Origin of the sequence: Shinella sp. WSD5-1 (assembly GCF_963942435.1) — a bacterium.
GTDB classification, from domain to species: Bacteria; Pseudomonadota; Alphaproteobacteria; order Rhizobiales; family Rhizobiaceae; genus Shinella; species Shinella yambaruensis.
This window is the reverse complement of record NZ_OZ012596.1, coordinates 477,863-503,892: the sequence shown is the minus strand read 5'-3', so window position 1 is coordinate 503,892 and position 26,030 is coordinate 477,863. Positions and strand designations below refer to the sequence as shown.

Annotated in this window: 25 protein-coding genes; 7 read left to right on the top strand and 18 right to left on the bottom strand. The window is 65.0% G+C overall.

What is annotated here, in order from left to right:
* Window positions 1–23: 23 nt before the first annotated feature.
* The 3 genes from AABQ55_RS02345 to AABQ55_RS02335 all read right to left on the bottom strand — a co-directional run bounded on the left by AABQ55_RS02345 (window position 24) and on the right by AABQ55_RS02335 (window position 6,709).
* Window positions 24–1,349 carry an MFS transporter gene (locus AABQ55_RS02345; RefSeq protein WP_443021164.1) on the bottom strand — a complete coding sequence of 442 codons (1,326 nt, stop codon included), beginning with the start codon at window positions 1,347–1,349 and terminating at the stop codon, window positions 24–26.
* 273 nt (window positions 1,350–1,622) lie between these two features.
* Window positions 1,623–6,404, bottom strand: coding sequence for an NAD-glutamate dehydrogenase (locus AABQ55_RS02340; protein WP_272807124.1), 4,782 nt, complete (start codon window positions 6,402–6,404; stop codon window positions 1,623–1,625).
* Entirely contained in the window at window positions 6,383–6,709 is a 327-nt protein-coding gene (locus AABQ55_RS02335; RefSeq protein ID WP_272807123.1) for a hypothetical protein, read from the bottom strand. Before AABQ55_RS02335 ends, AABQ55_RS02340 begins: the two co-directional genes overlap by 22 nt.
* On the opposite strand from AABQ55_RS02335, the gene pdxY reads away from it, so the two are divergent.
* Window positions 6,681–7,556 carry a pyridoxal kinase PdxY gene (gene pdxY, locus AABQ55_RS02330; protein ID WP_272807122.1) on the top strand — a complete coding sequence of 292 codons (876 nt, stop codon included), beginning with the start codon at window positions 6,681–6,683 and terminating at the stop codon, window positions 7,554–7,556. The two genes, AABQ55_RS02335 and pdxY, sit on opposite strands and share 29 nt — an antisense overlap.
* Before the next feature lie 98 nt (window positions 7,557–7,654).
* Window positions 7,655–8,296: a carbonic anhydrase gene (locus AABQ55_RS02325; protein WP_244770733.1), complete on the top strand. Its 642-nt coding sequence runs from the start codon at window positions 7,655–7,657 to the stop codon at window positions 8,294–8,296.
* Between the two features lie 113 nt (window positions 8,297–8,409).
* Here AABQ55_RS02325 and AABQ55_RS02320 read toward each other — a convergent pair whose 3' ends face one another.
* Window positions 8,410–9,231 (bottom strand): lytic murein transglycosylase, encoded by an 822-nt coding sequence (locus tag AABQ55_RS02320; protein ID WP_272807121.1) that lies wholly within the window; start codon window positions 9,229–9,231, stop codon window positions 8,410–8,412.
* Between the two features lie 231 nt (window positions 9,232–9,462).
* A complete protein-coding gene (locus tag AABQ55_RS02315) occupies window positions 9,463–10,497 on the bottom strand; it encodes an aspartate-semialdehyde dehydrogenase (protein WP_244770731.1) in 1,035 nt (344 codons plus the stop codon).
* A gap of 484 nt (window positions 10,498–10,981) precedes the next feature.
* Between AABQ55_RS02315 and AABQ55_RS02310 the strand changes: the two genes are divergently transcribed.
* Window positions 10,982–12,871 (top strand): MFS transporter, encoded by a 1,890-nt coding sequence (locus AABQ55_RS02310; RefSeq protein ID WP_272807120.1) that lies wholly within the window; start codon window positions 10,982–10,984, stop codon window positions 12,869–12,871.
* Window positions 12,872–12,928: 57 nt separating this feature from the next.
* On the opposite strand, the gene AABQ55_RS02305 is transcribed toward AABQ55_RS02310, so the two are convergent.
* The 5 genes from AABQ55_RS02305 to AABQ55_RS02285 all read right to left on the bottom strand — a co-directional run bounded on the left by AABQ55_RS02305 (window position 12,929) and on the right by AABQ55_RS02285 (window position 16,467).
* Window positions 12,929–13,627, bottom strand: a complete 699-nt coding sequence (locus AABQ55_RS02305) for a phosphatase PAP2 family protein (protein WP_272807119.1) — start codon at window positions 13,625–13,627, stop codon at window positions 12,929–12,931.
* A 121-nt stretch (window positions 13,628–13,748) separates the two neighbouring features.
* Window positions 13,749–14,858 carry a 3-isopropylmalate dehydrogenase gene (gene leuB / locus AABQ55_RS02300; protein ID WP_272807118.1) on the bottom strand — a complete coding sequence of 370 codons (1,110 nt, stop codon included), beginning with the start codon at window positions 14,856–14,858 and terminating at the stop codon, window positions 13,749–13,751.
* A gap of 210 nt (window positions 14,859–15,068) precedes the next feature.
* The gene (locus tag AABQ55_RS02295; protein WP_272807117.1) at window positions 15,069–15,449 is read right to left on the bottom strand and encodes a RidA family protein; all 381 of its coding nucleotides are present in this window, start codon (window positions 15,447–15,449) and stop codon (window positions 15,069–15,071) included.
* Between the two features lie 5 nt (window positions 15,450–15,454).
* The gene (gene leuD, locus AABQ55_RS02290; protein ID WP_244770726.1) at window positions 15,455–16,060 is read right to left on the bottom strand and encodes a 3-isopropylmalate dehydratase small subunit; all 606 of its coding nucleotides are present in this window, start codon (window positions 16,058–16,060) and stop codon (window positions 15,455–15,457) included.
* Between the two features lie 158 nt (window positions 16,061–16,218).
* Complete coding sequence (locus AABQ55_RS02285; protein WP_432346021.1) at window positions 16,219–16,467, bottom strand: hypothetical protein; 249 nt, start codon at window positions 16,465–16,467, stop codon at window positions 16,219–16,221.
* A gap of 163 nt (window positions 16,468–16,630) precedes the next feature.
* On the opposite strand from AABQ55_RS02285, the gene AABQ55_RS02280 reads away from it, so the two are divergent.
* Window positions 16,631–17,542 (top strand): HpcH/HpaI aldolase/citrate lyase family protein, encoded by a 912-nt coding sequence (locus AABQ55_RS02280; RefSeq protein WP_272807116.1) that lies wholly within the window; start codon window positions 16,631–16,633, stop codon window positions 17,540–17,542.
* A complete protein-coding gene (locus AABQ55_RS02275; protein ID WP_244770724.1) occupies window positions 17,539–17,745 on the top strand; it encodes a DUF1737 domain-containing protein in 207 nt (68 codons plus the stop codon). The genes AABQ55_RS02280 and AABQ55_RS02275 overlap by 4 nt, the downstream gene beginning before the upstream one ends.
* Before the next feature lie 127 nt (window positions 17,746–17,872).
* On the opposite strand, the gene AABQ55_RS02270 is transcribed toward AABQ55_RS02275, so the two are convergent.
* Window positions 17,873–18,307 carry a metallopeptidase family protein gene (locus AABQ55_RS02270; RefSeq protein ID WP_244770723.1) on the bottom strand — a complete coding sequence of 145 codons (435 nt, stop codon included), beginning with the start codon at window positions 18,305–18,307 and terminating at the stop codon, window positions 17,873–17,875.
* A 369-nt stretch (window positions 18,308–18,676) separates the two neighbouring features.
* Here AABQ55_RS02270 and AABQ55_RS02265 point away from each other — a divergent pair, with 369 nt between their 5' ends.
* The gene (locus AABQ55_RS02265; RefSeq protein ID WP_244770722.1) at window positions 18,677–18,988 is read left to right on the top strand and encodes a (2Fe-2S)-binding protein; all 312 of its coding nucleotides are present in this window, start codon (window positions 18,677–18,679) and stop codon (window positions 18,986–18,988) included.
* Window positions 18,954–19,439, top strand: a complete 486-nt coding sequence (gene bfr, locus AABQ55_RS02260) for a bacterioferritin (RefSeq protein WP_244770721.1) — start codon at window positions 18,954–18,956, stop codon at window positions 19,437–19,439. The genes AABQ55_RS02265 and bfr overlap by 35 nt, the downstream gene beginning before the upstream one ends.
* 62 nt (window positions 19,440–19,501) lie before the next feature.
* Here bfr and AABQ55_RS02255 read toward each other — a convergent pair whose 3' ends face one another.
* The 7 genes from AABQ55_RS02255 to AABQ55_RS02225 all read right to left on the bottom strand — a co-directional run bounded on the left by AABQ55_RS02255 (window position 19,502) and on the right by AABQ55_RS02225 (window position 25,994).
* Window positions 19,502–20,029 carry an RNA pyrophosphohydrolase gene (locus tag AABQ55_RS02255; protein ID WP_272807115.1) on the bottom strand — a complete coding sequence of 176 codons (528 nt, stop codon included), beginning with the start codon at window positions 20,027–20,029 and terminating at the stop codon, window positions 19,502–19,504.
* A gap of 9 nt (window positions 20,030–20,038) precedes the next feature.
* A complete protein-coding gene (locus AABQ55_RS02250; RefSeq protein ID WP_244770719.1) occupies window positions 20,039–21,241 on the bottom strand; it encodes a divergent polysaccharide deacetylase family protein in 1,203 nt (400 codons plus the stop codon).
* 186 nt (window positions 21,242–21,427) lie between these two features.
* Entirely contained in the window at window positions 21,428–22,750 is a 1,323-nt protein-coding gene (locus AABQ55_RS02245; protein ID WP_244770718.1) for a S41 family peptidase, read from the bottom strand.
* Window positions 22,740–24,170 carry a murein hydrolase activator EnvC family protein gene (locus tag AABQ55_RS02240; protein ID WP_272807114.1) on the bottom strand — a complete coding sequence of 477 codons (1,431 nt, stop codon included), beginning with the start codon at window positions 24,168–24,170 and terminating at the stop codon, window positions 22,740–22,742. The genes AABQ55_RS02245 and AABQ55_RS02240 overlap by 11 nt, the downstream gene beginning before the upstream one ends.
* Before the next feature lie 139 nt (window positions 24,171–24,309).
* On the bottom strand, window positions 24,310–24,792 hold the full coding sequence (rlmH, locus tag AABQ55_RS02235; protein WP_272807113.1) for a 23S rRNA (pseudouridine(1915)-N(3))-methyltransferase RlmH: 483 nt from the start codon (window positions 24,790–24,792) through the stop codon (window positions 24,310–24,312).
* A 79-nt stretch (window positions 24,793–24,871) separates the two neighbouring features.
* On the bottom strand, window positions 24,872–25,345 hold the full coding sequence (rsfS, locus tag AABQ55_RS02230; RefSeq protein WP_398432870.1) for a ribosome silencing factor: 474 nt from the start codon (window positions 25,343–25,345) through the stop codon (window positions 24,872–24,874).
* 40 nt (window positions 25,346–25,385) lie between these two features.
* Window positions 25,386–25,994 carry a nicotinate-nucleotide adenylyltransferase gene (locus tag AABQ55_RS02225; RefSeq protein ID WP_244770816.1) on the bottom strand — a complete coding sequence of 203 codons (609 nt, stop codon included), beginning with the start codon at window positions 25,992–25,994 and terminating at the stop codon, window positions 25,386–25,388.
* Window positions 25,995–26,030 lie beyond the last annotated feature (36 nt).

Genomic DNA, 26,030 nt, shown 5'->3' with positions numbered 1-26,030 from the left:
CCGCTTGCCGGGCGTCTTGCGTTTCAGGCCTCGACCTTTGCCGCGGGATAGGGCGTGCGCAGCAGGAGCAGGAAGCCGGCGAGGAGGAAAGCGATGAGCGTCATCATGCCGAGGCGGGCGGAGCCCGTCGCGGTGGTGACGAGCGCGACGGAGAGCGGCGCGAGGAAGGACGTGGCCCGGCCGGACAGGGCATAGAGGCCGAAATAGCGGCCCGCTTCGTCGGGATGGATGCTTCTTGCGAGATAGGACCGGGCGGAGGCCTGGACAGGACCGAAGGCGACGCCGATCATGAGGCCGTAGACGATATAGGCCTTTTCCGCCGCCGTGCCGAACAGGCCGCCGGAATCGGCGGTCGGCAGCGGCACGAGGCCGAACAGCGTGAAGCCCGGGCCGGTGGAGACGATGCCGATGGTGGCGAGGATCAGGCAGACGAGGCTCATCACGACGACGGCCTTCGAGCCGAGGCGCCTGTCCATGCGGCTGGCATAGAGGCAGCCGCCGATCGCCACAACGTTGAGGATGATGCCGTAGATGCCGAGTTCGAAGGTCTGCCAGGCGAACATGCCGGCGGCGAAGGTTCCGCCAAGCGCCAGCAGTCCGTTGACCCCGTCCTGGTAGATCATCCGGGCAATGAGGAAGCGCAGGATGCCCGGCTTCCTGCGCAATTCCCCGAGGGCGACGGAGAGGTCGGCAAAGCCGGCGCGCACCGCGGCCGCAATGGGCAGCCCCCGGCTCTGGTCCGGCGTGAAGAAGAACATCGGCAGGATGAAGACGAGATACCAGAGCGCCGAGATCGGCCCGGTGATGCGGGCGTCCTCGCCGGCGGCGGCGTCGAGGCCGAAGAGCGGGCTGATGCCGATCGCCGTCCGTCCGGTCTCCGGGTTTGCGGCCAGCAGCGCGACGACCGCGATCAGCACGATCATGCCGCCGAGATAACCGAGGCCCCAGGCGATGTTGGAGATGCGGCCGACATCCGCCGGGCTGACGAGGCGCGGCATCATCGAATCGTTGAAGACGATGGAGAATTCCGCCGCCACGGTGGCGAGCACGATCATCGCCATGGCGAAGACGAGGCTGCTGCCGGGCGCCGCATACCAGAGGGCGATGAGCGACAGGATCTTGATGGCGGCGAAGGCGGCGATCCAGGGTTTTCGCGCGCCGGAAGCATCGGCGATGGAGCCCATGACGGGGGCGAGCAGCGCGATGGCGACGCCGGCGATGGTGAGCGTGTAGCTCCAGGCCGCCTGCCCGGCCGCGTGGTCCTCGGTGAGGCGCGAGACGAGGTAGGGGCCGAAGATGAAGGTGGTGATGACCGTGAAGAAGGGCTGTGCCGCCCAGTCGAACAGCATCCAGCCCGTTATGCCGAGGCGGCTCGTCCGCCCTGCTGCCGCTTCCGCCACGCCCGCCCTCGTTTCTCGAATCGCTGCGGCGGGTTCTCACGCCGGTTCCGGCGGGAGGCTAGCATTTGCCGGTGGCGGGATTCAACGGGTGTGGTTAGGCCCCTTCCTCTGCGATGCCGGGCAAAGAGGGTAGTCGCGATTGGAATTATGCAACCGTTAGAATTATGCAACCGTGGGATAGCCGCAGCCGCATGAGGCGGCTGCGGTGAGGCAAGGCTTGCCTTACCGTGCCCGTTCCTGTGCGAGGTCGCTCAGGATGCCGGCGGCGACGCTGACCTTGGCGAGCGTGGCCTCGCCGGCTTCCGTCAGCGCCGAGAGGTTGGCGGTGACGCGGGCGAGACGCTCGCGGCCGCCCTGCTGCCAGGCGGCGAGCGGTGCCTTGTCGCCCTTGTGGCGCGTCAGCACCACGGTGGCGAGGTCGCGGCGGGCATTGGCGATGTCGGTGAGACTGCGCTGCAGAGCGAGCGCCTCGTAGAGATCGCCGGTCGGGATGCGGCTGGCCGCGGAAAGCAGCCGGCCGATATTGAGCGTCGCGCTGATGCCGGCAAAGGTCTGCGCCGTCTTGCCGAGCGTATCGCCCGTCGCCCCGGCGATCAGCATGACCTCCGGCACGAAGGTCAGCATGGAGAGCGTGGCGATCTCCTCCGCAAGCTCCGTCGGCACGCCCTCGTCCTCATAGGCATGGGCCTTGCGGCGGGCCTCGTCGCCGGCCTGTTCGGAGATGAGGGTGGAAAGATGCGGACGCAGCTGCTTCAGCGCCTGCCTGAGCTTGTGCACGGCCTCGCTCATCAGGCCCGAAACGGCCCCGGTGGTCAGGAGCAGGTTGGTGACGGAGGCGTAGATACGGCCAATCTCCTCGTAGAGTTCGTTCTGCACCGAACCGGACACCACATTGTCCAGCGCGTCCACGCCGGCGTAGAGCGCGGCGAGGCCGTAGCCGTCACGGGCGATGACGGCGGCCTTCACGGCGTCCGCCGGGCCGAAGCCGGTGCCATCCGTCAGCGTGTTGACGAAGGCCGGGCCGCCGCGGTTGATCACCTCGTTGGCGAGGATCGTCGCGATGATCTCGCGGCGCAGGCGGTGCGAACGGATGTCGTCCGCATAGGCCTTCTGCATCTTGGCCGGGAAGTAGCCGGTCAGCGCCGGTTCGAAATAGGGTTCGTCCGGCAGACCGGTATGGATGAGCTCGTCGAACAGCACCAGCTTGGCATAGGAGAGCAGCACGCCGATCTCCGGCCGCGTCAGCGGCTTGCCGGCCTGGTAGCGCTCGGCCATGGTGCGGTCGTCGGGCAGCGTCTCGACCTTGCGGTTGAGCTGGCCAGCGGCCTCCAGGCGATCCATCAGGCGGGTCAGCGGCGCGCGGTTGGCCGCGCCCTGCCGTTCCGTCAGCGAGATTGCCAGGGACTGCAGGTAGTTGTTGCGCAGCACGAGATGGCCCACCTCCTCCGTCATCGAGGCGAGCAGGACGTTGCGCTTGGCGCGCGTCAGCCGCTCGTCGCGCATGGCCGAAGCGAGCGCGATCTTGATGTTGACCTCGACGTCGGACGAATTCACGCCGGCCGAGTTGTCGATGGCGTCGGAATTGCAGCGTCCGCCCTTGAGGCCGAAGGCGATGCGGCCGCGCTGGGTGACGCCGAGGTTCGCGCCCTCGCCTATCACCTTGGCGCGCACGTCGTCGGCGATGATGCGGATCGGGTCGTTGGCGCGGTCGCCGACCTCCGCATCCGTCTCGTTCTGGCCGCGGATATAGGTCCCGATGCCGCCGAACCACAGGAGATCGACCGGCGCCTTCAGGATCGCCGTCATGATCTCGAAGGGCGTCGCCTTGGCCTTGTCGATGCCGATGACGGCCATGGCTTCCGGCGTCAGCGTCACGGATTTTTCCGTGCGCGGGATGATCATCGCACCCTTGGAGAGCACGGAGCGGTCATAGTCCTGCCAGCTGGAGCGCGGCAGGTTGAACATGCGCCGCCGCTCGGCGAAGGACGTGTCGGTATCCGGGTTGGGATCGATGAAGATGTCGCGGTGGTCGAAGGCCGCGACGAGCCGGATCTTGCGCGACAGCAGCATGCCATTGCCGAAGACGTCGCCCGACATGTCGCCGACGCCGGCGACGGTGAACGGCGTCTTCTGGATGTCGATGTTCATCTCGCGGAAATGGCGCTTGACGGTTTCCCAGGCGCCGCGGGCGGTAATCCCCATCTTCTTGTGGTCGTAGCCGGCCGAGCCGCCGGAGGCAAAGGCGTCGTCGAGCCAGAAGCCGGCTTCCTGCGCCAGGCCGTTCGCCGTGTCGGAGAAGGTCGCGGTGCCCTTGTCGGCGGCGACGACGAAATAGGGGTCGTCCCCGTCTAGCCGCACCGTATCGGCCGGCGGCACGACGTCCTGGCCGACGATGTTGTCGGTGACGGAGAGCAGCGTGCGGATATAGGTCTTGTAGGCCTCGGTGCCGGCCTTGAAGACGGCGTCGCGGCTGCCGCCGGCAGGAAGCTGCTTCGGATAGAAGCCGCCCTTGGCGCCGACCGGCACGATGACCGAGTTCTTGACCTGTTGGGCCTTCACGAGGCCGAGCACTTCCGTGCGGTAGTCCTGCGCGCGGTCGGACCAGCGCAGGCCGCCGCGGGCGACCTTGCCGAAGCGCAGGTGCACGCCCTCGACCTCGGCGCCGTAGACGAAGATCTCGCGGAAGGGCCGCGGTTCCGGCAGGCCGTCGAGGGCCTTCGGGTCGAGCTTGATGGCCAGCGTTTTGCGCGGCTTTCCGTCCGCGTCGCGCTGGAAATAGTTGGTGCGCAGCGTGGCCTGGATGGCGTTGACGTAGCGGCGCAGGATGCGATCCTCGTCGAGGCTCGGCACGTTCGCCAGCGCATCCTCGATCGCCGCCGCCACATCCGCGGATTTCTTCTCGCGCTGGCGCTCGGAAAGCTTCGGGTCGAGACGGGTCTCGAACAGGCGGAAGAGGTCGGCGGCGATCGTCGGGTACTTGTTGAGCGTATCGGCGATATAGCCCTGCGAATAGGCGATGCCGGTCTGGCGCAGGTAGCGCGAATAGGTGCGAAGCGCCATGATCTCGCGGGCGGAAAGGCCGCCGGTGAGGATGAGGCGGTTCAGGGCGTCGTCGTCCACCTCGCCGTGCCAGGCCGCGAGGAACGCTTCCTCCAGCATCGGGCTCAGCTTGGCGAGGTTGATCTCGATGCCGTCGCGATGCCGCAGCTCCATGTCATGCAGGATGACGCGGCGCTCGCCGCCGTCGAGGCTGGCGAGCGTCAGGTCGTGTGTCTGCTCGCTGATGACGTTGAAGCCGAGGTTTTCCAGCAGAGGCACGCGCCGCGACAGCGAAACGGGCTCGCCGGCATGGAAGATCTTCAATTCGACGGTGGCAAGGTCCGTGTGCCAGGCCTTGCGGTAGAAGGCGATGCTGATCGGGTTCTCGGGCGTCGCCGTGGTGATCAGGGCGAGGTCCGCATGGGCTTCGGCGGGCGTGAAATCCTCCTGGTAGCCGCGGTCGGTAACGAGCCGCACGCCGTCCGCATTGGAGAGCGCTTCGAAGCGGTCGGTCCAGCGGGTGGCGATCTCGCGCACCGCCTGCTCGAGCTTCTGCTGCGGAAGGCGTGGCGTCTTGCCGCCGGAGCGGCCGATGATGAAGTGCACGCGGGCAAGGCCACCTTCCGGGAACGCCGGATAATAGGCCGAGACGCGGCCATCGTAAGCCGACTTCAGATAGTTGCCGATCTTTTCGCGCACGTCGGAATCGTACTGTTCGCGCGGCACGTAGACGATGACCGAGACGAAGCGGTCGAAGCGGTCGATACGCGGCAGCACGCGGATGCGCGGCCGGTCGGAGAGCTCGTTGATCTGCTCGCAGAAGGTGGCGAGCAGGCCGGTGTCGATCTGGAAGAGGTCGTCGCGCGGGTAGGATTCCAGCGTGTTGATCAACATCTTGCCGGAATGGCTCTTCGGGTCGTAGCCGAAATGCTCGATGACCGCGGCCACCTTGGAGCGCAGCAGCGGGATCTGGCCGGCGGCGTGGGTGTAGGCCGTTGAGGTGAAGAGGCCGACGATGCGCAGCTCCCCGATCACCTTGCCCTTCTCGTTGAAGCGCTTGAGGCCGACATAGTCCATATAGGCCCGGCGATGCACGAGCGACTTCACATTGGCCTTGGTGACGATCAGGAAATCCGGGCCTTCGAGGAATTCGAGGATTTCCGGCGTCGTCGTCACAGCGTCCTTGCCGAGGCGCAGCACGCGCACGTCCGGATCGGACAGGATGCCGAGGCCTTCGCCGCCCCGTTCGACGGTGGCCGCCTCGCCCTTGCCGGAATAGCTGTATTCGCGCATGCCGAGGAAGGTGAAGTTGTTGCCGCGCAGCCAGTCGAGGAAGGCGAGCGCCTCTTCCTTACCCGGCTTTTCCTTGGCGTAGCGCTCCATGTCGGCCATGGTGCTATCGAGCTTTTCCAGCATGGAAGGCCAGTCGTCGACGGCGAGGTGGACCTGGTCGAGCACGGTTCCGATCCGCTCGGCGAGCGCGGCGGCTTCGTTCGGCGCCAGTTCGGAAAGGTGGATCTCGATATGGCTGACCCGCTGGGCCGGATCGCTGTCTTCGTCCGGCGAGAAAAGCTTCGGCGTTTCGCCGGGTGCCACGACGAGGATCGGGTGGATCGCCAGATGGATGTCGCGATGGGTGCTCGTTACCTCGCCCATCACCGAATCGTAAAGGAACGGCTGGTTGCGGTCCGTGACGGAGAGTACGGAGACGGGCTCGCCCTGCGGGCGCACGTCCGCAAGCGTGGTGACCGTGACGCGGGGCCCGGTGCCGTCCCAGGCCTCGATTTCGGCCATGGCATGGGCGGCGGCAACGGCCAGCATCTCGCCGGTATAGTGCTCGATATCGTCCTTGCTGGCCCGCCCGAAGAGGATGTCCGGGTTCAGCGTCTTCGCGCCGAGGGCTGCGGCTGCGGCCTTTGCGGCCTCGATGTGTTTTTCTCGTTTCACGTTGGTCCTGGCACCCATGGAATTCTCCCTCGAATCCGATGGCCGGACGTTAGCAGAAGAAAAAATACGCGCGACGGAATTTGTGCATTTGCGAGAAAATTCAATCGATTTTGTCCGAGATAGGTCAGTTTTACTGTCGTTTTGTCGCGAAATTCATGTTTTTTCGTCGAAAAGCAGCCCAAAATCGGCTGCGGCGGCATTTTTCCGCTTTTCGGCCGGTGGTCGGAAAAGGGGCGGGCGTTGACAGGAAATAACCCCCTTGTCATCACTTCGCCGGAACCAGGGGAGCCGGTTATGAACGAGAGCGACAAGGGCGCGGTCATCGTGATTTCGAGCCATGTGGTGCGCGGCACGGTGGGCAACCGCGCCGCCGTCTTCGCGCTCGAAACGCTCGGCCATCCGGTCTGGGCGCTGCCGACGGTTATCCTGCCCTGGCATCCCGGTCGCGGGCGTTCGACCCGCGTGGCGATATCGGCGGACGATTTCGACGCGATGATCTCCGATCTCATCCGCGCGCCCTGGCGGGGCGAGGTCAAGGCGGTGCTTTCCGGCTATCTCGGCAGCGCGGCGCAGGCGCATTCGGTGGCGCGGCTCGTCACGGCCCTGCGGGCGGAAAATCCCGACCTGCTTTATATGTGCGATCCGGTCTGCGGCGACGATCGCGGCCTCTACGTGCCGGAGGAGACGGCGGCGGCGATCCGCGACGCGTTGATCCCGCTTGCTTCCATCGCCACGCCCAACCGGTTCGAGCTTGCCTGGCTTGCCGGCGCGCCGCTCGAGACCAATGCGGCGATCATGGAGGCGGCGCTGTCGCTCGGGCCTTCTCGCATGCTCGTCACCTCCTCGCTGGCGCTGATGACGGGAAGCACCGGCAATCTCTATCTCTCCGGACGCCATGCGCTGCTGGCGGAACACCGGCTCGTGCCGAACCCGCCGAACGGCACCGGGGACCTATTGGCCGCCATCTTCCTGTCGCGGCTGATGGAGGGCCTGCCGGAGGAACGCGCCTTGATGATGGCCACCGCCAGCGTCTTCGAGATCGTCGCGCGCACCGCCAAGCGCGGCGCCGACGAATTGACGCTGGAACAGGACGCGTCCAGCATCTCCACGCCCATGGCCATGGTGCACATGCGCCGTCTCGTGCATCCGGCGCAGCCGCGGCGTTCTTGACGATCCGGCCTTGCGCCATGCCTTGCAGAGTGGTTTATGCGGAAGCCGGATGGGGCCTCATCCAGCAGATCGCTCGCACCCGGGGGTACTTTGACACCATGAACCGCTTTCCCGATCGTCTTCTGAATGGCTACCGCAACTTCATGTCCGGCCGCTATGTCGAGCAGTCGGCGCGCTACAAGGCCCTGGCGGAGACCGGGCAGAAACCGAAGACGCTGGTGATCGCCTGTTGCGACTCCCGTGCCGCGCCGGAGACGATTTTCGACAGCGGGCCGGGCGAGCTCTTCGTCGTGCGCAACGTCGCGAACCTCGTGCCGCCCTACGAGCCGGACAGCAATTTCCATGCGACCTCGGCGGCGCTCGAATTCGCCGTGCAGTCGCTGAAGGTCAGCGATATCGTGGTGATGGGCCATGGCCGCTGCGGGGGCATTTCCGCCGCGCTCGACCCGGATGCCGAGCCGCTGTCGCCCGGCGATTTCATCGGCAAGTGGATGGGCATGCTCAAGCCGGTCGCCGAACAGATCCAGGGCGCCGAAATCCTGACGCAGGGCGAGCGCCAGCGCGCACTGGAGCGCGTCTCGATCCGCAATTCCATCGCCAACCTGCGCACCTTCCCCTGCGTGCGCATCCTGGAAGAGCGCGGCCGCCTCCAGCTCCATGGCGCTTGGTTCGACATCTCGACCGGCGAATTGTGGATCATGGACGCCAAGAGCGGCGATTTCCAGCGCCCCGGCGCGTAACGGAAAACCCGGCGCGGTCGCCCGGCCGGGTTCATGTCGTCACGATCGGCAATGCCGCCCGTCCCCGACGTCACCCGGCTTGCCGGGGCCTGGCGAGGGACGGTTCGCGGCGTTTATTCGCCGTCGATTTCCGCGCCGATGATGGCGATTGCGCGCTGGTAGACGCTGGCCGCGTTCCAGCCCTGCAATGCGCCGAAATTGCCCTGGCCCGGCTGGTAGCCGCCGCCGGCGCTCCAGCCGTGGCCGCGCAGGAAGTTCGCCGTGGAGGCGAGCGCGTCGGCCTTGGAGCCGACAAGGTCGATGCGGCCGTTGCCGTCGCCGTCGACGCCGTATTTCAGCACGTTGGCCGGCAGGAACTGCGTCTGGCCGATTTCGCCATGCGCCGCGCCGCGGGCCGAGGTCGACAGGATGCCCTTCTGCACGAGCTGCAGCGTGGCATAGAGCTGGTTCGTGAAATATTCGGAACGGCGGCAGTCATAGGCGAGCGTCGCGACGGCCGAGATCGTGTGTTCCTTGCCGAGGAAGCCGCCGAAGCCGGTTTCCATGCCCCAGATGGCGAGCAGCGGCCCGGCCGGCACGCCGTAGCGCGCCTCGATGCGCTGGAAGAGCGCGGCGTTCTGCTTCTTCAGGCTCTTGCCGCGGCGGATGATCGCCTGGCCGCCGCGCTTCTGCATGAACTGCTCGAGCGAGAGCTTGAAGCTCTTCTGGCCGCGGTCGGCGCGAATCGTGGCGCGGGCATAGCTGACATTGGCGAAGGCCTTGTCGATCGTCGAGCGGCTGATGCCGCGTCCGGCCGCCTCGTCCTTGAAGGCTTCCACCCAGGCCGGAAACCCGCTTGCATCATTGCCGCATTTTGCAGCCTCTGCCGCCGCCGGCACCGCTGCCGCGGCGATCATTGCGGCCAGCACCTTGGCCACGCTCTTTGTCATGCCCATGAAAAACCCCGTGATCTCGTCAATTCTGCGGGAGCATGCCATGCTCCCCTGTTCCTGTCACCGCACCTTGCCGTGAACCGTTCCGGCGATGCCGCCGGGACCGCCTCAAAGCGAAGTCCCGATTGTCCTCAGACGGAACAACCGGGACTTTTATTTAAAGTCGATTAACGGAGCGTTGCCAATTTTTCCAAAAGGCAGAAAGCGTTCCGTCTTTCCGTGGCGCCTGGCCGGTCAGGCGGCCTGCTTCTTCGCCTTGATCAGGCCGCGGTTGACGAGCAGCTCGGCGATCTGGATGGCGTTGAGGGCGGCACCCTTGCGCAGGTTGTCGGAGACGACCCACATGTTGAGGCCGTTCTCGACCGTGGCGTCCTCGCGGATGCGCGAGATGTAGGTGGCGTCTTCACCGGCCGATTCGTACGGGGTGATGTAGCCGCCGTTCTCGTGCTTGTCGATGACCTGGCAACCCGGCGCTTCGCGCAGGATGTCGCGCGCCTCGTCCGCGGTGATCTCCTTCTCGAACTCGATGTTGACCGATTCGGAATGGCCGATGAAGACGGGCACGCGCACCGCCGTGCAGGTCACCTTGATCTTCGGGTCGAGCATCTTCTTGGTCTCGGCGAGGACCTTCCACTCTTCCTTCGTGTAGCCGTCCTCCATGAACACGTCGATATGCGGGATGACGTTGAAGGCGATGCGCTTGGTGAACTTCTTCGATTCGACCGGATCGGCGACGAAGACGGCGCGGGTCTGGTTGAAGAGCTCGTCCATGCCGTCCTTGCCGGCGCCGGAGACGGACTGGTAGGTCGAGACGACGACGCGCTTGATCGTCGCGCGGTCATGCAGCGGCTTCAGCGCCACGACGAGCTGGGCGGTCGAGCAATTGGGGTTGGCGATGATGTTCTTGCGGGTGAACTGGGCGACGGCGTCGGGGTTCACTTCCGGAACGATCAGCGGAACGTCGGCGTCGTAGCGCCAGGCGGAGGAATTGTCGATGACGACGCAGCCCTGCGCGCCGATCTTCGGCGAGAACTTCTGGGAAACCGTGCCGCCGGCCGACATCAGGCAGATGTCCGTGTCGGAGAAATCGTAGTTCTCGAGGTTCTGCACCTTCAGCGTCTTGTCGCCGAAGGAGACCTCGGTGCCGATCGAGCGGCTGGAGGCCAGCGCCACGACTTCGTCGGCCGGGAAGCCGCGCTCGGAAAGGATGTTCAGCATTTCGCGGCCGACATTGCCGGTCGCGCCGGCGACTGCGATCTTGAAACCCATGTCTAAAGCTCTCTTTCTCTGTCTCTCCGCGGGGTTCAGGAGGTGAAACCCGCCGGCCATGACGCGGGTTTCGGTCCCCGGCCGTACCGGGGAGAGAGCGGTGGCCAGAGACGTCAGACGGTTTTCGTCGTCGTTTTGGCCACTGTTTTGGAAATCGATACGCAACGACGAACCCGTCCGGCGTTGAAGGCCGGAGCGATCATGCGGGCGATGGCGAGACCATAGCGGTACATGGCGGTTCCTTTGCGTGCGTGCTGCATACGCTCATCTGCCGAAGAGTCAAGCCTTGCGTGAACGATCCGGGATTTCGCCAAGGCCCTCGACTTAAGTCTTACGCCGAAAGTCATAAGCCCAAAGCAGCGCTGATGCGGCAGGGCGTTTTCTGCCATCCTTTCATAAGGCGCACCCCGTCCGGCGTTTTTAGGGAGAAACTCCGGACTGTCATGGGCTGCCCCGATACGCCGTTTTCGTGGAGGACAATGAAATGGCAAATGTTTCGACGGTGGGCAACGCCAAGGCCGCGCCCATGACGGGCGAGCAGAAGAAGGTGATCTTCGCCTCTTCGCTCGGCACCGTTTTCGAATGGTACGACTTCTATCTTTACGGCTCGCTGGCGATCTATATCGGCGCCACCTTCTTCAGCCAGTATCCCGAGACGACGCGCAACATCTTCGCGCTGCTCGCCTTCGCCGCCGGCTTCCTTGTGCGTCCGTTCGGCGCGCTGGTGTTCGGCCGCCTCGGCGACCTCGTCGGCCGCAAGTACACCTTCCTTATCACCATTCTCATCATGGGCGTCTCGACCTTCGTCGTGGGCCTCCTGCCCGGTGCCGCCACCATCGGCATCGCCGCGCCGATCATCCTGATCATCCTGCGCATGCTGCAGGGTCTGGCGCTCGGCGGGGAATATGGCGGTGCCGCGACCTACGTGGCCGAGCACGCTCCGGACGGCAGACGCGGTTACTTCACCTCGTGGATCCAGACGACGGCGACGCTCGGCCTGTTCCTGTCGCTGATCGTCATCCTCGCGGTGCAGTTCATCGTCGGCAAGGAAGCCTTCGCCGAATGGGGCTGGCGCATTCCGTTCCTGCTGTCGGTCGTGCTCCTCGGCGTTTCCGTCTGGATCCGTCTGAAGATGAACGAATCGCCGGCCTTCGCGAAGATGAAGGAAGAAGGCAAGGGCTCCAAGGCACCGCTGACGGAAGCCTTCGGTCAGTGGCGCAACGCCAAGATCGCGCTGCTCGCGCTCTTCGGCGCCGTCGTCGGCCAGGCCGTCGTCTGGTATTCCGGCCAGTTCTATGCGCTCTTCTTCCTGACGGGCGTTCTCAAGGTCGAGAGCCAGTCGGCCAACATTATGGTCGCCTGCTCGCTGCTCATCGGTACCGGCTTCTTCGTCTTCTTCGGCTGGCTGTCGGACAAGATCGGCCGCAAGCCGATCATCATGGCCGGCCTGGTGCTCGCCATGCTGACCTACTTCCCGCTGTTCAAGGCTCTGACCTGGGCCGGCAACCCGGCGCTGGCAACGGCGCAGGACACGATCCGCGCAACGGTCACCGCTGCTCCGGGCGACTGCAAGTTCCAGTTCAACCCGACCGGCACGGCGAAGTTCACCACCTCGTGCGACATCGCGACGTCGTTCCTGACCCGCAACTCGGTGCCCTATGACGTCGTCACCACGGCGGCTGCCGGCACGGCCGCAACGGTCCAGATCGGCGACAAGACGATCTCGAGCTACGATGCCATCGCTTCGGCCGACCAGGTCAAGACGCTCGACGCGGCCTTCCAGAAGGAAACCAACCTGGCCCTCCAGGCGAACGGTTATCCGCTGGTCCGCGGTGCGGTCAAGGTTCCGGAGTCCAAGCTGGATGCCTTCGTCGCAGGCAACCCGGAACTCGCCCTCGATGCCGCCGCCATCCGCGCCGGCGAGAAGGCGACCATGCCGGCTGCCGACCTCGTCACGGCCAAGCTGCTGACGGCCGAGGAAGCCGCCGGGGTCACCGACATGGCGGTCTACACGATCGACAAGGGCGGTGCCTTCACCATGGTGGCCGACCCGGCGCGCGTGAACTGGATCACGATCATCGCCGTGCTGACCGTGCTCGTGATCTACGTCACGATGGTCTACGGCCCGATCGCCGCGCTCCTGGTCGAGCTCTTCCCGACCCGCATCCGCTACACCGGCATGTCGCTGCCCTACCATATCGGCAACGGCTGGTTCGGCGGCCTGCTTCCGGCGACGGCCTTCGCGATGAGCGCGGCCCAGGGCGATATCTACTACGGCCTCTGGTACCCGATCGTCTTCGCCGGCATCACGCTGGTCATCGGCCTTCTCTTCCTGCCGGAAACGAAGGACCGCGACATCCACGCCATGGATTGATCTCCCCCTTCCGATAGTTCATGGCGACCCGGCTCGTGGCGACACGGGCCGGGTTCTTTATTGGCCCTTGGGCGGCAGCAGGGATTTCGGCATCGGCCAGCCGCGCGCATCGAAGCGGAAGAGCCATTCCCTGCCGGCGAAGAAGAAGGCCGTGGCGATGGCGGCCCACAGGCCGAGCAGAAGGCCGGCGGCGACGTCGCTCGGATAGTGCGCCCCGACGATGACGCGGGAGATGCCGATCGCCAGCGCCCCGAGCAGGAACAACGGGCGCAGCCGCGGCGCCAGCATCGAAAAGGCCCCGAAGAACGACCCGGCCGCCGCCGAATGCCCGGAGGGAAAGCTGGCATAGAGATTGTCATAGGCAAAGGGCGTCAGGCTGTAGGCACCCAGTTCGGCGAAGAGTTCAGGGCGCGCCCGGCCGACGATCAGTTTGAAGAGATGCACGAGGGCGCTCGTCGCGCCGATGGTCAGGAAGAAGTAGAGCGACAGCCGCCGGGCGGTACGCGCCCGGCCGGCGAGCGTTTCGTTGCGGCTTACCCGACGCACGATATAGGCGAGGATCACGATGAAGCCGGAGCCGTAGATCATCCAGGCGAAAGTGCCGAAATCGGTGATGCGCGCGTTGAAGGTCACGATCGCATCGGGAAGGCCCTGCGCGCGCTGCGACAGCATGGGATCGAGAGGAACGAGGGCCACGACGAGAATGGCGGTGGCGGCGAGGATCCAGAGCGAGGAGGTCGCGAGCGATCGGTTCATGAGCATACCCTGATAACGGCGTTGCTTCCATGTGTTGGCGAGCGCCGGCATTTCAAGGGAGGCAAACGAAAAAGGCTCCACGCGCGATCGCGCCGGGAGCCTTCTCGCGATGACGTCAGGTTCAGGCCGAAAGCTTCCTGAACGCGGCGAGGATGGCGTCGCCCATTTCGGCGGTGCCGACCTTGCGGCAGCCTTCGGCCATGATGTCGCCGGTGCGGATGCCGCTGTCGAGCACCTCGGCGATCGCCTTCTCCAGGTTGTCGGCGTCCGCGACCATGTTGAACGAGTAACGCAGGCACATGGCGAAGGAGGCGATCATGGCGATCGGGTTGGCGATGCCCTTGCCGGCAATGTCCGGCGCCGAGCCGTGCACGGGCTCGTAGAGCGCCTTGCGCTGCCCCTTGGCATCGGGCGCGCCGAGCGAGGCGGACGGCAGCATGCCGAGCGAGCCGGTCAGCATGGCCGCGACGTCGGAGAGCATGTCGCCGAAGAGGTTGTCCGTGACGATGACGTCGAACTGCTTCGGGGCGCGCACGAGCTGCATGCCGCCGGCATCGGCCAGCATGTGCTCGAGCTGGACGTCGGAATAGCTGCGCTTGTGCGTTTCCGTCACCACTTGGTTCCAGAGCACACCGGACTTCATGACGTTGCGCTTCTCCATGGAGCAGACGCGGTTCTGGCGGGTGCGCGCCAGTTCGAAGGCGACGCCGGCGATGCGCTCGATCTCGTAGGTGTCGTAGACCTGCGTGTCGATGCCGCGCTTCTGGCCGTTGCCGAGGTCGATGATCTCCTTCGGCTCGCCGAAATAGACGCCGCCCGTCAGTTCGCGCACGATGAGGATGTCAAGGCCTTCGACGAGTTCCGGCTTCAGCGAGGAGGCGCTGGCGAGCGCCGGATAGCAGATGGCCGGGCGCAGGTTCGCAAACAGCTTCAGGTCCTTGCGCAGGCGCAGGAGGCCGGCCTCCGGGCGTACCTCATAGGGCACGGCATCCCATTTCGGGCCGCCGACGGCGCCGAACAGCACCGCGTCGGCCGCCAGCGCCTTCTCCATGTCGCCTTCCGAGATCGCTGCGCCATGCGCGTCGTAGGCCGAGCCGCCGACGAGGCCCTCGTCGGTCTCAAAGCCCGCGCCGCGTTCGGCGTTCATGTAGGCGATGATCTTGCGGACTTCCGCCATGGCTTCCGGGCCGATGCCGTCGCCGGGCAGAAGGAGGAGGGTGCGCGCTGTCATGGGATTGTCCTTGATGTCACGGAATGGTCGCGCGCTTCTTAGCGCAACTTCCGTTCAAGGAAAATCGTCGAAAAGAAAGAATTTTGCGTGAGGCGTTGCGCCTTTCGGCTAAGCGCGTCGCGATCTTCCAGATTCGTTCCCGCGCTTTAGGTCTTTGATTTTTCGCATGTCGTTATAGCAAAACCCCTGCGCACTTTTGCGCGGCATGTTTCAGTTCGCGCGCAGCGCCGTGACTTCGATCTCGACGAGCATTTCCGGCCGGATAAGGCCGCAGACGATCATGGTCGCGGCGGGGCGGATCGTTCCGAAGGTCTCGCCGAGGATCGGAAAGACGCGGTCGGCGAAGGCGGCGTCGGTTACGTAATAGTGGCAGCGCACGACGTCGGCGAAGGAGAAGCCGGCGTCCTGCAGAACCTTGCCGATGGTGGCGAGTGCGTTGCGCGTCTGATCCTCGACGCTTTCGGGCATGGTCATCGTGGCGTAGTCGTAGCCGGTCGTGCCCGACACGAAGCACCAGTTGCCCTCCACGACGGCGCGCGAATAACCCGCCGTCGCTTCAAAGGGGGAGCCGGACGAGATCAGCCGGCGCATGCTCTTCAAGCCCAGGGGCGCGAGGTCGCGGTCTGCTTCTCGAAACTGTCGATCGAGGCCGCCTTCTCCAGCGTCAGGCCGATGTCGTCGAGGCCGTTCAGCAGGCAATGGCGGCGGAAGGCGTCGATCTCGAACGTGATGCGGCCGCCGTCGGGGCCGGTGATCTCCTGGGTCTCCAGGTCGACGGTCAGGATGGCGTTGGAACCGCGGCTGGCGTCGTCCATCAGCTTGTCGAGGTCGTCCTGGCTGACGACGATCGGCAGGATGCCGTTCTTGAAACAGTTGTTGTAGAAGATGTCGGCGAAGCTGGTGGAGATGACGCAGCGGATACCGAAATCGAGCAGCGCCCAGGGCGCATGCTCACGCGAGGAGCCGCAGCCGAAATTGTCGCCGGCAACGAGGATCGTGGCGTTCTGGTAAGCCGGCTTGTTCAGCACGAAGTCCGGGTTGACGCTGCCGTCCTCGTTATAGCGTGCTTCGGCGAAGAGGCCCTTGCCGAGGCCGGTGCGCTTGATCGTCTTGAGGTAGTCCTTCGGAATGATCATGTCCGTGTCGATGTTGACGACGGGAAGCGGCGCGGCGACGCCGGTCAGCTTGACGAACTTTTCCATGCGAAGAACCCTCGAAATGCAGTGATGTCGGTTGATGCAAGCGTTTAGATGAGTTTTCCCCGGATTTGAAGGAGAATCTTCGCAAAAGCCGGGTGTCAAACGCAAATGCCGGGCGCGGAAAAGCGCCCGGTGCATCCCCTTGGGAAGCAAAACCTCTTTTAAAGGTCGATGATCGTGCCGCGGCCGTCGTTCCAGATGCGTGGTTCGCGCTGGCCGGGCGCCCGGCGGTCGTTGCGCGCGCTGGCGCGGACCGGAGCCGGCTGAAGCTTGGCGGCAAGCATGGAGCCGAGCATCAGCACGGCGACGATGCCGGCGATGGCAAGGCCCACGGAGGCGGCGAACAGGAAGGTCGCGCCTGCGACAAGCATGGTGAAGACGGTAAAGACGATGGAGCGGATGCGCTGCATTTTGATTTGCCCTTTCTCTGAAAGGCAATGTGGGGAGCGATTTTGTCCATTGCAAGGCCGAAAGGACCGGATTTGCCGCTGCTGCGGCGTCCCGCGGGTGTCGTGGAGGACGCGCGGCGCCGCAGCGCTTGCCGGCCGCGGCAAAGCGCGGCAAAAAGGACGGATGAACAGGACACCGCACCATCACCCGCTTCGCCTGCGCCGCTCGGTGCTCAGCGTTCCCGCCGTCAATGCCCGGGCGCTCGCCAAGTCCGCCCTGCTCGATTGCGACGCGATCATCTTCGATCTCGAGGATTCCGTTCTGCCGGAGAAGAAGGCGGAAGCCCGCGCGGCCCTCATCCGTCATTTCAAGGCGCTCGACCGTTTCCCCGGCCGCGAGCATGTCATCCGGATCAACCCGCTCGAGGGGCCGGACGGTGCGCTCGATCTCGAAGCGGTGCTCGAGTGCATGCCCGATGCAGTGCTCCTGCCGAAGGTCTGCGAGCCGCAGGATGTGCTGGCCGTCGCCGACTGGCTTTCCGAGGCGGGGGCTGATGACGGCCCGCGCCTCTGGGCGATGATCGAGACGGCGGCGTGCCTCCTCAACCTTCCCGCCATCGCCGAGACGGGCCGCACGCATGGCGGCCGGCTCGATTGCTTCGTCGTCGGCCTCAACGACCTGCGCAAGGAAACCGGCATCGCCGATATTCCCGGGCGCCCCTTCCTCGTGCCGCTGCTGCTCCAGGTCGTCGTGGCGGCGCGGGCCTGCGGCCTCGACGTTATCGACAGCGTCTTCAACGATTTCTCCGACGACGAGAACCTTCAGGCGGAATGCCGGCAGGGCCGGCAGATGGGCTTTGACGGCAAGATGCTGATCCATCCCGCGCAGATCGCCGCCGCCAACGATGTCTTCGGCGTCACGGAGGCGGAGGCCGCCGAAGCGCTCGCCATCGTCGCGGCCTTCGCGGCGCCGGAAAATGCGGGCAAGGCGGTGGTGAGCCTCGCCGGCCGCATGGTCGAAAAGCTCCATGCCGACCAGGCCCGGCGCCTCATCGCCAAGGCCGACCTGATCAACGAGAGAAAGAAGAAAGCATGAAAGTCTACCGCTTCCTCACCGGCCCCGACGACGCCTCGTTCTGCCACAAGGTGACGCTGGCGCTGAACAAGGGCTGGGCGCTGCACGGCTCGCCGACCTATGCCTACAACGGCGAAACCAAGCTGATGCAATGCGGCCAGGCGGTGGTGAAGGACGTTCCGGGCAAGGACTACACGCCGGATATCAAGCTTTCCGAGCAGTAGGCGGGAGACCATGCTCCCGTGCGCCCTGTGCCGCCGACATTCCGGCCTCGCGCACCTTCGCCATCCTCGGGTTTAACCCGAGGACCGGCCATGACGAGAGAGACGGCCGTGGTTCGGTGATGGCGGCTCAGCCCGCCGCGATCTCCGCGCTCGCCTCGATGCGTTCCATGTCGTCGTCCGACAGGCCGAAATGGTGGCCGATCTCGTGGATGAGGACATGGGTGATGATGTCGCCCAGCGTCTCCTCGTTCTCGGCCCAGTAGTCGAGGATCGGGCGACGGTAGAGGGTGATGCGATTCGGCATCTCGCCGGTCTCGACGGTGAAGCGCTCGGTGATGCCGCGACCCTCGAAGAGGCCCAGCAGGTCGAAGGGCGTTTCCAGCGCCATGTCCTCGAAAACGTCGTCGCTCGGGAACTCGGCGATCTCGATGATGAGGTTGCCCGTCAGCGCACGGAACTCCTCCGGCAGGTGGCCGTAGGCCTCCAGCGCCAGGGATTCGAACGTGCTGATGGTCGGGGCATGGCGCGTGCGCCAATCATCGGTCTGGTCAATGCGGGCCATGGGCTCTCCTTTGCCCGTCATATAGACGATTTCCAGCGTTTTTCGAGGGTCGAATTTGCATGGCCTGCCTGCGCAGGGCGGGACGATTCGGATGCCCGGCCCGTTCCCGGCCGAAACGGGCGCGGGCGCAAAATCGTTGTCCACAGGCGTTTTGCAACAAAATGTGATCGGTCAGTTTGCCGCAGGTGGCGGTGCTTTTCATGCCTGCCGGGAAGCCGTAACCTTCTGAAAAGACGACATTTTAAATCAAGATTAGAATGACTCTAAATTTATGAGTCAACAAGGCTGACCTGTTCATTCTTGACAACGAAGGTCGTCTTTTGCTTAATCCCGGAAACTCAGTACTTTGCGTATGGCAGGCAAGACGAAATGCTGGTTTGCAGCTGCAACTTCATCACCGATAAGGAAATTGTCGACGTGATCAACAGCCTCCTCGACGAGGACTGTTGGCAGCTCATCGTGCCTGCAAAAGTCTACCATGCGATGCAAAAACGGGGCCGCTGCTGCGGCTGTTTCCCGAACGTCGTGGACATCATCATCCGCACGACCGAGCAGTACCACGCCCGCCGCGACTCGACGGACGCCGAGATATTTGATTTCATGATCCGCCTCAAACAATTCCATGAGGAAAACAGGAGAGCGGACCTTGAAAGGCGACAAAAAAGTCATCGAGCAGCTTAACGAAGCGCTCTATCTCGAACTCGGTGCCGTCAACCAGTACTGGCTTCACTACCGTCTGCTGGAAGACTGGGGTTACACGCTTCTTGCCAAGAAGGAGCGCGCCGAGTCGATCGAAGAGATGCAGCACGCCGACAAGCTCGTCGCCCGCATCATCTTTCTCGAAGGCCACCCAAACCTCCAGACCGTCGCGCCGCTTCGCATCGGCCAGAACGTCAAGGAAGTGCTGGAGGCCGACCTTGCCGGCGAGTACGATGCCCGCACGGCCTACAAGAAATCGCGCGACATCTGTCATGACGCCGGTGACTACGTCACCATGAAGCTGTTCGAGGAGCTGCTGATCGACGAGGAAGGCCATATCGACTTCCTCGAAACCCAGCTGGAACTGCTCGACAAGCTCGGCGAGGAGAAGTACGGCCAGCTCAACGCGGCGCCGGCGAACGAAGCCGAGTAAGGCGCAGCCATACGCCCGATACAGAAAACCCCGGTCCTGCGGCCGGGGTTTTCGTTTGCGCTTCAGGGCGCCAGATATGCGAAGGCCGCGACGACCTCCTCGTAGACCTTGCGCTTGAACGGCACGATGAGATCCGGCAGGTCGCGCATCGGCTTCCATTCCCAGGCGTCGAACTCCGCCTCGTGGCCGCCCGGCGGCGGGTTGATGGCGATCTCGTCCTCCGCGCCTTCGAAGCGGAAGGCATACCAGCGCTGCGTCTGGCCGCGATACTTGCCCTTGAGGCCGATGCCGATCAAATGGGCCGGCAGGTCGTAATTGATCCAGCGGCCGGCATCGGCAAGCAACGACACATTCCTGATGCCGGTTTCCTCGTAGAGTTCGCGATAGGCCGCTGCCAGCGGGTCCTCGTCCTTGTCGATGCCGCCCTGCGGCATCTGCCAGAGCTGCGGCGAACCGTCATATTCGGAATTGCCGACGGCAAGCCGCCGGCCAGCCCAGACCTTGTTCTCGGCATTCAGCACCATGATGCCGACACAGGGGCGGTACGGCAGGTCCTCGGCCCGAACCACCCTGTCCTTTTCCTTGCCCATCGAAAATTCCTATTGTTTGGCGGGAACCGCTGCGAGCGACGCGACGCCGACGATCTCGATGCCGCGGCCGCCTGCTTCCTCGCACCATTCGCGGATCGCGTCCACACTTTCATCGAAGGCCGATGCCATGCCGATCGCGGTGCCGTTGCGCCGGGCGATGCGCTCCAGCTCGTCGAGTTTCTTCAGGATCGCCTCGCGCGACAGGTCGCCGTCGAGCTGGAGGTCGGCAAAGGCGTGCGGCGCCTCGACGGCGCCGGCAAGGGTGCCGGACAGCGACTGTGCCGAGCTGCCGTCGTCGAGGAAGAGGAGGCCACGGCTCGAAATGTCGCGGATGACCGGCTCCAGCGCGTCGGCATCGGACAGGAAGCGGCCGCCCATGAAATTCACGATGCCGGTATAGTTGGTGATCTGCGCCATGGCGCGGTGCAGTTCCGCGAGATTGCCGGCCTCGCCGAGATCGGTGCGCAGCGTATAGGGACCGGGGTCGTTCTGCGGGTAGTCGAAGGGCTCGAGCGGCATCTGCAGCAGGATCTCGTGGCCGCCGCGGCGGGCCTCCTGCATCCAGCGTTGCAGGCTGTTGCCGCTCGCGGCGAAGGCGAGCGTCACCTCGCCCGGCAGTTCGCGGATGGCGCGCTGCGTGCCCGTCTGGCTGAGACCGAGCCCGCCGACCACGATGGCGATGCGCGTGCCGCGCGCGCCGGACCACGGCCTTGCATATTGATCCATCGGGCGCGTGCCGTCGAGGCCGATGATCGGGATCTTGCCGTCGGAGGTTTCCTCCAGCAGGTCCTCGTTCGGGAAAGCGGCGGAGCGCGCGTCCTGGCCGATACGGTTCGTCTCGATGATGAGCGGGCCGGTGCCGGTGCGCGTGCCGGGCGTATAGGTGCGCACGACATTGCCGTCGTCGGTCAGCGTTTCCTGGACGCGGGCGCCGGAAAGGCCGTTCGCCCGGCGCACGCCGTCCCTTGCCGCAACGGCCTTCTGGTCGGCTCCGGTTCCGGCGGTCGCCTGCGCGGCGGTTTCTTCTGCCGGCGGGGTGTAAGGCGTGGTGCCGAGGCCGCTCGGGGCGGTTGCGGTCCAGCCGGAAAAGCCGATGAGGCCGATGGCGGCAAGCGTGAACAGGATCGTGCCGGCGGAGAACCGCGGCGGTCCCGCCGGTCGGGGCCTTGCCTTGCGGTCCTGGCCGAGAGGTGCGTGAATGTCTGTGCCCAAGGTCAGTCCGCGTCGGCCGCTAGAGCATTTCCAGCCGAAGCGGCAGCGCTTCGGCGTCGGAGAATGCGGTAAAAACAAGACTCTAGGGCATGCCGCGCAAAAGCAGTGGCTGTTTTGCGATCACGACATGCGTCTGGTGCATGAAGAAATCCAGGCCCGTGCGGTCACGGGCCCGGAGGAAGCGGGTTACTTGTTCAGCTCGGCCTTTTCCGGATTGGCCGGGAAGGCCTTGTCGGTCTTCTGGCCGCGCAGCAGTTCCAGCGCATATTGAAGCTGGAGGTCGTCCTTGGCTTCCGGCGGCACATAGGCGGAGGAGCCGGAGCCGGCCTCCGTCTCGCTCTGGCCCTGGATGTGACCGCGCAGGTTCGATTCGCCTGCGGATTCCAGCTTGCCCTGCAGTTCGGGCGGCAGCGGCTGCTCGACCGTGATGTCCGGCGTGATGCCGGTGCCCTGGATCGACTTGCCGGACGGCGTGTAATAGAGCGCCGTCGTCAGGCGCAGCGCGCCGGCATCGCCCATCGGGATGATGGTCTGGACGGAGCCCTTGCCGAAGGAGCGCGTGCCGAGCACGGTGGCGCGGCGCAGGTCCTGCAGCGCGCCGGCGACGATTTCCGAGGCCGAGGCCGAACCGCCATTGACCATGACGATGACCGGCTTGCCGTCGGTGATGTCGCCCGGCGTTGCGTTGAAGCGGCGGGTCTCGTCCTCGTTGCGGCCGCGGGTCGAAACGACCTCGCCGCGCTCCAGGAAGGCGTCGGAGACGTTGATCGCCTGGTCGAGCAGGCCGCCCGGGTTGAGGCGGAGGTCGAGCACGTAGCCCTTCAGCTTGTCGGCCGGAACCTCTTCCTTGATCTTGGTGATCGCGGCTTCCAGGTCGTCATAGGTCTTCTCCGTGAAGGAGATGACGCGCAGATAGCCGACATCGTTCTCGACGCGGGACTTGACGGCCTTCACGGCGATGATGTCGCGCATGATGGTCAGTTCGATCGGCTTTTCGGCGCCCTTGCGGATCAGCGTCAGCTTGATCGGCGTGTTGACCGCGCCGCGCATCTTCTCGACCGCTTCCTCAAGCTTCAGGCCGCGCACGTCCTGGCCGTCGATCTTGGAAATGAAGTCGCCGGCAAGAACGCCCGCGCGGGCGGCCGGCGTGTCGTCGATCGGTGTGATGACCTTGACGAGCTCGTCCTCCATCGTGACCTCGATGCCGAGGCCGCCGAATTCGCCGCGCGTCTGGGTGCGCATGTCCTCGGCGTCCTTGGCATTCATGTAGGAGGAATGCGGGTCGAGCGAGGTGAGCATGCCGTTGATGGCATTCTCGATGAGCTGGTCTTCCTTGGGCGGCGTCACGTATTGCGCGCGCACGCGCTCGAAGACGTCGCCGAAGATGGAAAGCTCGCGATAGGTCGACGAGCCGGCGGCTTCGGCCGGCAGCGTGGCCGTGTTGATGACGCTCATCGCCGTGGCACCCATGAGTGCACCGACGAGAACAAGAGAAGCCCTACGTATCATTGCGTGCCTTTCCAGAATTTTTTGCGGACCACCACGGCCGGGAATCAACCGGTTTTCCGTTCTTTCGGAATTCAATGTAAAGTGTCGGCTTGTCCGTTTCCAGCGTCAAAGCGTTGACACTCGCCACCCTTTTTTCACCCATCACGGCGAGCGGTTCTCCCGCCACGACGAATTGACCCTCCCGCACGCTCACCCGATCCATGCCGGCGAGCACCAGATGGTAGCCCTCCCCGGCGTTCAGGATGATCATGCGCCCATAACTGCGGAACGTGCCGGCAAAGACGATCCATCCATCGGCGGGGGCCGTGACGAGCGCGCCCGGATTGGCCGCCAGCGTCAGCCCCTGCGAATCATGGCCGGTGCCGTCCGCTTCGCCGAATTGGCGCAGAACGTCGCCGGCCACGGGAAAGTCCAGTTTTGCCTGCAGTTCGGAGAATTCATATGCCGGAGCAATGCGGTTTTTGTCGGGCACGCCGTCGCGGGCGAGCGCCCTCGCCTTCTCCCGTTCGGCCGCGCTCTGGCTCCGGCGTTCCTCCTCCTTGGCGCGGGCGAGCGCGGCGGCGTCGCGCACCGAGCCGATGTCGCGCTCCAGGCTGCCGATCAGGCCCTCGAGGCTGGTCGCGCGGGCGGCGAGCTCCTCGGCGCGGCGGCGTTCGGCGGCCAGCGTGCGGCCGTTGGTCTGCGCCAGCGCCTCGTTCTGGGCGACAAGCAGTTCGGAGCGCTTCTCCTCTTCGATGCGAAGCTGCATGGCATCGGTCAGTTCCGTGCGCTCGCGGTCGATATCGCTCTTGATGTCCATCAATGCCGTCAGGTCGTCGACGAGCTCTTCCGTCTCCTTGCGGATGTCCGGGACGACCGCGCCGAGGAGAATGGCGCTCCTGACCGAAGACAGGGCATCCTCGGGGTTGACGAGCAGGGCAGGCGGCGGATTTCGCCCCATGCGCTGGAGCGCGGCGAGAACCTCCGCCAGGAGGCCGCGGCGCTCGTGCAGCGAGGCACGAACGCCCGCCTCCCGCTCGCGCATGCCCTCCAGCCGCTTTTCGCCGGCGAGGATCTTTTCCTCCATGCTCTTGCGCATGGCGGCCGACTTGACGATTTCCTCGCGCAGGGTCTGGCGGGTCTTCTCCAGCTTGGCGATCTCGGCTTCCAGCTCTTTCGTCTTCTCTTCGGAAACCGTGAGCGACCGGGACAATGTTTCCAGTTCGCGGCGCGTGCTGTCGCGGCGCAGCGTCAGGGCAGCGGCCGGATCGGACTCGGCCTTCGGCAGCGATCCCGTCTTTTCCTGCGCGACGCCGGTCTCGTTCGGCTCGGCGGCAATGGGTTGGGGCAGAAGAGCCAGCACCAGGGCAGCACAAAGCCTAGCCGGCCGCAGCAGGCGGCCGATGCCTTCCCCCCGATTGGCTGTATGGGCTTTCCTCATCGCTTCCCGAACGTCCGTTCTCCCCGCTCTATGCTGATTTGGCGCTTTCGCCAAGAACGTCACTTGGCCAACAAACCGCGCCGAAAATACGGCTGCGCCCATCGTGCGCCTTCAGCCTTGCGCGGCGGTGACGCCTGCGTCAGCTGCGGTGATAGGGGTGGCCGGAGAGGATGGTGACGGCGCGATAGAGCTGTTCGGCGATGAGGATGCGCACGAGCTGGTGCGGCCAGGTCATCTTGCCGAGGCAGAGCGTGGCGTCGGCGCGCTCGTAGAGGGCGGGATCGAGCCCGTCGGCGCCGCCGACGGCGATCATCAGCTCGCGCTTGCCGGCATCGCGAAACCCGCCGATGAGATCGGCGAAGGCGGGGGAGTCGAGCGCCTTGCCGCGCTCGTCGAGCAGGATCAGCACGGCGCCGTCGGGCAGCGCCTTCTGCAGCATGGCCGCTTCCTCGCGCTTGCGCGTCTCGGCATTGCCGGCGCGGCTTTCGCCGACCTCGGCAAGCTTGCCGAGCTCGAGGCCGATCGCGGGGCCGGCCTTGGCGAAACGGTCCATGTAGCGGGCCGCAAGATCCTTCTCAGGGCCGGCCTTCAGCCGTCCAACCGCAAAAAGTCCAACCCGCATCGCCCCAAGCCCTGTCCGTTCGGGTGACGCCTAAGCCGCGCCACCGTTTTTCCTCGCCGGACAGGCGCCCGGCGTCATTTCAATGGACGGTGCCGTCCTCGATCTCGGGAGCTGCCCACATCCGTTCGATGTTGTAGAACTCCCGGACTTCCGGCCGGAACACGTGAACGATGATATCGCCCGTGTCGATCAGCACCCAGTCGCCCGCCTCCAGGCCCTCGACGCGGGCATTGCCCAGGCCTTCGTCCTTGAGATCGGAGATGAGATGGTCGGCAATCGCCATGACATGACGGTTCGAGCGTCCGGACACGACCACCATGTAGTCGCCCAGCGCCGATTTGCCGGCAATGTTGATGGTGACGATATCTTCTGCCTTCGAGTCCTCGAGGCTTGCGAGGACCAGTTGAAGGGCACGGTCGGCGGCATCGTCGCCCCTTCCCGCGCTCTTGGAGAAAACGCCGATGACGTTTCCCTTCGCGTGCACTGTTGTCAGGTTCGTTCCTTTCTGTGTAACAGGACAAGCACGTCTTGTGCCGGCGTGTCGGGCCGGCACCTACTAAATGTAGGCATCAAAGGTTACCACTTTCAAGACGTCACTTCTGAGGGATGGTTTTCTCTAGCGCCGCCTGGCTGCGCAGCGCCGTGGAGCTGAGCGGCGAGCGGGGGCCGTGGATGAAGGTCCAGGCCGGCGCCCGGCGGCGGGCAAGCGACATCGCGTCCTCCTCGTCGATGCGCGCATAGTCGAAGGTCTTGGCCATGCGCGAGGAGAGATAGGCGAGCGTCGAGCCCGGCCGGTCGATGACGGCGATGGGGAAGGTGCAGGCGATCTTCTGCCAGTTCTGCCAGCGGTGGAAGGTGCCGAGATTGTCGGCGCCCATGATCCAGACGAAGTGGACGCCGCGGTTCAGCGCCTGCACGCGCTGGAGGGTCCTTGCCGTATAGCTCTGGCCGAGCCGCTTCTCGAAGGCCGTCACCTTAACGCGCGGGCCGGGGGCGATGTCCTCGCTGAGCCGGATGCGCTCGCTGAGCGGAGCGAGTTCGCGGTGGTTCTTCAAGGGGTTGCCGGGCGTCACCATCCACCAGAGCTGGTCGAGACCGAGGCGGCGCAGGGCGATTTCCGCGACCAGCGCATGGCCCTCGTGCGGCGGGTTGAACGAGCCGCCGAACAGGCCGATCGCCATGCCCTTTTCCGCATGCGGCATTCTCAGGTAGCGCTCTGCAACCGCGTCCGACGTCAC